Source organism: Brevundimonas sp. (assembly GCF_036659295.1).
In the GTDB taxonomy this organism is placed as follows: Bacteria; Pseudomonadota; Alphaproteobacteria; order Caulobacterales; family Caulobacteraceae; genus Brevundimonas.
In genome coordinates, this window is record NZ_JAVXCU010000113.1 from 1 (window position 1) to 6,085 (window position 6,085).

The 6,085-nt window shown below is 63.0% G+C and carries 3 protein-coding genes; all 3 read right to left on the bottom strand.

Going from position 1 to position 6,085, the window contains the following annotated elements:
- Positions 1-1,625, bottom strand: a 1,625-nt coding sequence (locus RSB01_RS13120) for a heavy metal translocating P-type ATPase (protein ID WP_332625628.1), incomplete at its 3' end; no start/stop codon positions are given.
- A 60-nt stretch (positions 1,626-1,685) separates the two neighbouring features.
- The gene (locus RSB01_RS13125) at positions 1,686-4,907 is read right to left on the bottom strand and encodes a CusA/CzcA family heavy metal efflux RND transporter (protein ID WP_332625630.1); all 3,222 of its coding nucleotides are present in this window, start codon (positions 4,905-4,907) and stop codon (positions 1,686-1,688) included.
- A 12-nt stretch (positions 4,908-4,919) separates the two neighbouring features.
- The gene (locus RSB01_RS13130; RefSeq protein WP_332625632.1) at positions 4,920-6,077 is read right to left on the bottom strand and encodes an efflux RND transporter periplasmic adaptor subunit; all 1,158 of its coding nucleotides are present in this window, start codon (positions 6,075-6,077) and stop codon (positions 4,920-4,922) included.
- Between the last annotated feature and the right edge of the window lie 8 nt (positions 6,078-6,085).

The window sequence follows — 6,085 nt, forward strand, 5'->3', positions numbered from 1 at the left end:
CTCAGGTCTTTCTGTTGCACAGCCCTGGCGTTTTGCCCCGCGGCCAGTTGCAGCACGCCGTCATCGAGAAACAGCAGGCCGATCGGCAGATCGAAAGCGCCGCCGGCCAGCACGATGTCCAGCGCTTCGCGGGCAGCGGGTCTAGGCGTGTCCAAAAGTCCGATGACGCCAAGATCACGACTGCCGTGTCGCACGACCATCAAGGTGCGCCCCTGTTCGCGCAACTGCCCGACCGTTTGGCGGGCGGACGCATCAAGAGGGCTAACTCCGTCTGTGCCGAACATTTCGGGCTTGCCGATAAAGACGGTTTGGCCATCCAGTTGCGCGGTCACACCCTTGCCGGTCAGGCTGTGCAGGCTGGACGCGGTTTGCACGGCGATGTTGCCCAGCCGTTCGGCACCGTCGCGGGCAATCGCTTCGGCGAGAGGGTGATCACTCAGACGCTCTACGGCGACAGCGACGCGCAATAGCTCGGTCGCATCGACACCCTCGAACGGTACGACATCGGTGATGCGCGGACGGCCCTCGGTCAGGGTACCGGTTTTGTCGAACGCGATAGCGTTGATGGCCCCGAGACTTTCCAGAGGCGCACCGCCCTTGATCAGCACACCGGCGCGGGCTGCACGGGCGACGCCGGACAAGACCGCACTGGGGGTGGCGATGGCCAACGCACAGGGGCTGGCCGCGACCAGCACGGCCATGGCGCGATAGAAGCTGTCACGGAACGGCTCGTCCACAACCACCCATGCGAACAGCAGAACAAAGGTCAGCACCAGTACAAGCGGTACGAAGATGCGCTCGAAGCGGTCTGTGAAACGCTGGGTCGGTGACTTCTGGGTCTCGGCCTCGCTGACCATACGCACGACCTTGGCCAAGGTCGTGTCGGTGGATTTGCGCGTGGTTTCGATCTCGATCGCACCGGTGCCGTTGATGGTGCCTGCAAAGACAATCGAAGCCGATGTGATCGAAGCATGTCTGGTGCGGGCCTCAGCCGGATCGGCAACGGGGTGTTTGTCCACCGGCATGCTCTCGCCCGTGACGGGGGCCTGATTGATGCTGGTATTTCCGGCAACAACGAAACCATCGGCAGGTAGGCGCTCATTGGGGCGCACGACGACCAGATCACCGATTTCGAGCTGTTCGACAGGGGTTTCGACAATGTCCTGACCCCGACGCACACGGGCTGTGCGTGGAGCCAGTTCACCCAGGGCCTCGATGGCACGTTTTGCACGCCCCATCGCATAGTGTTCAAGCGCATGGCCGAGGCTGAACAGGAACAGGAGCAGGGACCCTTCGGCCCAGTGCCCCAGTGCCGCCGCACCCGCCGCCGCAACCAGCATCAGGGTGTCGATCTCGAAGCGACGGCGTTTCAGATTCTCGACAGCTTCGCCAACCGTAAAGAACCCGCCCAGAGCATAGGCGCACAGGAACAAGGCCAGCGGTATCCAGCCCGAAATATCGGGAACCAGCTTTTGCAGGGCAAAGCCCACCACCAGTGCGACGCCCGACCCCAGCGCAAAGAACAGTTCGGTATTGGCACCGAAAATGCCGCCATGATTATGGGCATGACCCGCATGGTCGTCGGCACCTTCGTGCTTATGATCGTGTTTGTGATCACCGCTCATAGCCACAGGCCTTGTACTGCGGGCGCGTTGGAAACGCTCCGGTTTCGTATGATGGGCGCATCAGTCATCTATCCCCTCGGCGCTGCGACGCTTCACGGCCTTGGCTGCGAAGGTTGGCAGGACAAGTAAGGTCAGCACTGTCGCGGTCAGAAGTCCACCAATGACCACAGTGGCCAGTGGTTTTTGCACCTCGGCTCCGGCCCCTTGGGCCAGTGCCATGGGAATAAAACCGACAATGGCCACAAGGGCGGTGGTCAGCACTGCACGAAGGCGGCTGAAGGCACCGGACAGGGCGGCATCCTGCGGGTTCTGCCCTTGTTGTAGCCGCTCGCGGATGGCCTGCATCAGGACCAGACCGTTCAAGGTGGCCACGCCGGACACGGCGATGAAGCCGACAGCCGCCGAAACCGAGAAGGGCATGCCCCTCAGCAACAGAGCCAAGGCCCCGCCAACCAGCGCCAGAGGCACACAGGCAAAGACCAGACCGGCCTCTGCAAACGAACCCAGAGCCATGAACAGCAGTATCCCGATCAGGATAAAGACCACAGGAACCACCAGACCCAGACGTTGCTCGGCCCGTTTCAGGTTCTCGAACTGGCCGCCCCATGTCAGCGAATAGCCCGCTGGCAGTTTGACCTGTTGCTGCACCTTGTCTTGTGCCTCGGCGACAAATCCGCCCAGATCGCGACCGCGCACATTGGCCTGAACGACCATGCGGCGGCTGCCATTGCTGCGGCTGATCTGATTCTGGCCTTCGGCAACCTGAATACGCGCAACCGAGGACAGGGGCACGGCAATGCCTGATGGCGTCGTTACGGGCAGGGCATCCAGCAAGGCGGGGTTGTTGCGCTCGTTATCGGGCAGGCGGACCACCACATCGAAACGACGGTCGCCTTCAAAGATTTGGCCTGCGGGGGCACCGCCGATAGCGGCCGAGACAGCTTCGGATACATCCGCCGCCGACAGGCCGTAATGGGCCGCCGCAAAGCGGTCCACGCTGATGGTCAGGGTCGGTAGGCCGGATGCCTGTTCAACACGCACATCGGCAGAACCGGGGGTGTTACGCAGGGCACTGGCGACCTGATCGGCTGTGGCCTGTAGCTGGGTAAAGTCATCGCCATAAACCATGACGGCCAGATCGGTGCGAACCCCCGAAATCAGCTCATTGAAACGCAGTTCGATCGGTTGGCTGAACTCGAAACTATTGCCCAACTGGGTCGAGGCGACGGTTTCGAACCGTTCGATCAGGTCTTCTTTGGCCAGTCGCGGATCAGGCCATTCCTTGCGCGGTTTCAGGATGATGACGGCATCCGAAATATTGGGCGGCATGGGGTCAACAGCGGCCTCTGCAGTGCCGGTGCGCGAGAAGATGGTCTTCACTTCGGGCTGGTTCTTGATGACCCGCTCCAGCGCCATCTGCATGGCGAGGGACTGTTCCAGCGAAGCCGATGGCACGCGTAGGGCCTGCATGGCGACATCGCCTTCATCGAGGGTGGGAATGAACTCGCGGCCCAGTGTCGCAAAGGTCAGACCGCCTATAACGAGCGTTCCGATGGCGGCCAGAAGAACGGCCTTGGGACGCGCCACGGCGGTACGTATGGCAGGCTCGATCCAGCGGCGGGCATGACGCAGCAGGAATGTCTCGTGTTCCTGTGCCTGACCGTTCGCGTCCAGATGGACGGTTTTCGGCTCGCGCACCATCAGCGCCGTCATGGCCGGTACGAAGGTGAACGAGAAGATGAAGGCCCCCACCAGAGCCAGCATGACCGTGGCCCCCATAGGGATAAAGGTCTTGCCCTCGACGCCTTCCAGCATCAGCAGCGGCGTAAAGACCAGCAGGATAATAAGCTGGCCAAAGGCGGCAGGCCGTACCATCTGGCGTGCCGCATCCGTGGCGACGCCCAGACGCTCCCGACGGGTCAGCATACGCCCCAGATCGGCGCGTTTCTGGCCCAGTCTCAGCAGGGTGTTCTCGACCACCACCACGGCCCCGTCGACCAACAGACCAAAATCCAGAGCGCCAAGGCTCATCAGGTTTCCGCTGATGCCAAAACGGTTCATGCCTATGACGGCGAACAGGAAGCTGATCGGGATCATCAGGGCCGTAATCGTTGCCGCGCGGATATTCCCCAGCAGCAGGAACAGCACGACGATAACCAGCAGCGCCCCTTCGGTCAGGTTCTTGGCCACGGTCTTGATGGTCGAGTTGACCAGTGCACTGCGGTTCAGGACGGGTTCGGCGATGACATCTGCCGGAAGGCTGGCTCCGATCTCTTCAAGCTGTTTGGCGGCTGCTTGCGCCACCGTGCGGCTGTTTTCTCCGGCCAGCATCAGGGCGGTGCCGATGACAGCTTCATGGCCATCGCGGCTGCCACCGCCGAGGCGGGGGGCCTGACCGATCTCGACAGTGGCCACATCGGCCACGCGAACCACAAGGCCGTTGCGGTTGACGACAGGGGCCTGTGCCAGATCGTCGACACTGGAAGCCAGCGCATCGGTACGAACCGTCAGGGCCTCGCCCGACCGTTGCACATAACCGGCACCGGCCTGTGTGTTGGCGCGGTCCAGTGCCTGCACCAGATCGCCAAGACCCAGACCATAGCTGGCCAAACGGGCCGGATCGGGCCGAACCGCATATTCTTTGACATAGCCGCCATTCACATCGACGCCCGCCAGTCCGCGTGCGTTTCGCATACGCGGGGCGATGATCCAGTCCTGAACGGTGCGCAAATAGGTTGCGCGGGACTGCGGTGTTTCCAGCCGCTCGCCCTCGGGCGTCAGATAACTTCCATCCGGTTGCCAGCCTGCACGGCCTGCGCGTGCGGTCTTGACGTCGAACGGTTTGAAATCGACCGTCCACATCAGGACTTCGCCAAGGCCGGTGGTGATCGGCGAGAGGCTGGGTTCGACATTATCCGGCAGGTTTTCACGCGCCTGCGCCATCCGTTCGGCTACCTGCTGGCGGGCGAAATAGATGTCGGTCCGGTCGCTGAAGATCACAGTCACCTGACTGAAACCGTTGCGGGTCAGCGAACGGGTGCTCTCCAGCCCCGGAATACCGGCCATGGCGGTTTCCAGCGGATAGGTGACCTGACGCTCCATCTGCTCGGGGGCCAGAGCCGGCGCGACCGTATTGATCTGGACCTGCCGGTTGGTGATGTCCGGCACCGCGTCGATGGGCAGCCTGGTCAGCTGGAACAGGCCCCAAACAGAGACAAGCACTGTTGCCAGTACGACAAACCAGCGGAAGCGGACGGACGCTTCGATTATGTATTTGAACATGACATCCGCCCCCTAGTGCGCGTGCTCGGCTTCGCCCTTGGCCAGTTCGGCCTTGAGCAGGAAGGCATTGGCGGCGGCTATGCGTTCGGTTCCGTCCAGTCCGCGCAGGATCTCGGTTTCGCCGCCTGACTGACGTCCGGTCAGTACGGGGGTGGCCTTGAAACCTTGCGGCGTGCTGACAAAGACCACGCTGGCCCCATTGACAGTTTGCACGGCCTCGGTGGGGACGGTGATGACGCCTCCGGACTGGCCTTGCGTGATGACGATGCCGCTGACGGGGGAACCGGCGGGGGGCAGGGCATTGCCTTGCGGGCGGGCGCGAATAAGGGTGGCACCGCTGTCCTGCGGGCCCGCATCGGCGGCAACGCCGGTGACCACGGCCTCGAACTCGCCTTGCGGGCCGCTGACACGGATGTTCGAACCAAGGCGGACATTGGCGGCCATGTGTGGCGGCGCGTTAAACACCAATTCCAGCCTTGCAGGATTGGTCACTTCGGCCACCACAGCGCCCTGTGCGACGAAGCCGCCGGGGCCGACCTGAACATTGGTGACAACGCCGGAAATCGGACTGACCACGCTCATCCGGCCCGAGGCATTGGGAGATCCGGCGGCTGTTGCGCGGGCGCGGGCGGCGCGGGCCATAGCCTCGGCGCTGGCGACCTGTGCTTGCGAAGCCTCGACTTCCTGACGGGCGACAACGCCCTGATTGGCCAGATTCTGGTTGCGCTGATGGGCCTGACGGGCGGCCGCAGCGATGGCTGTGGCGGCATCTACCTCGGCCCTGAGGGCAGCAGCGTCACCGCTGATCAGACTGATGAGAGGCTGATCTGCGCGGACACTCGTACCGGGGGCCACCAGAACGCGTTCGACCGTTCCTGAAACCATGGCACCTACGGCAGCGCGGGCATCAACCATGGCCTCGACCCGACCGGACAGGCGGGTTTCTCCGCCGCCGCCGCGCGACAGGCTGACGATGGAGATACCGGCGGCGTCTATCTGGGCCTGATCCAGTTCAATGACGCCTTCGGGCGTTGCGGCTTCTTCAGTGGCTTCAGTTTCAGGGGCAGCCGCAGGTGGGTTGGACGGGGTCAGTGTCAGGGCCATAAGGCCACCGCCCAGCAGGACGACTGCGGCAACGCCCGCGATCAGAAGCTTTTTGTTCGATGACAGGGTTTGCA

What these genes read in the sequence shown, in the direction of transcription:
- RSB01_RS13125 (WP_332625630.1), bottom strand. Translation starts at nt 4,907, where the DNA reads ATGTTCAAATACATAATCGAAGCGTCCGTCCGCTTCCGCTGGTTTGTC.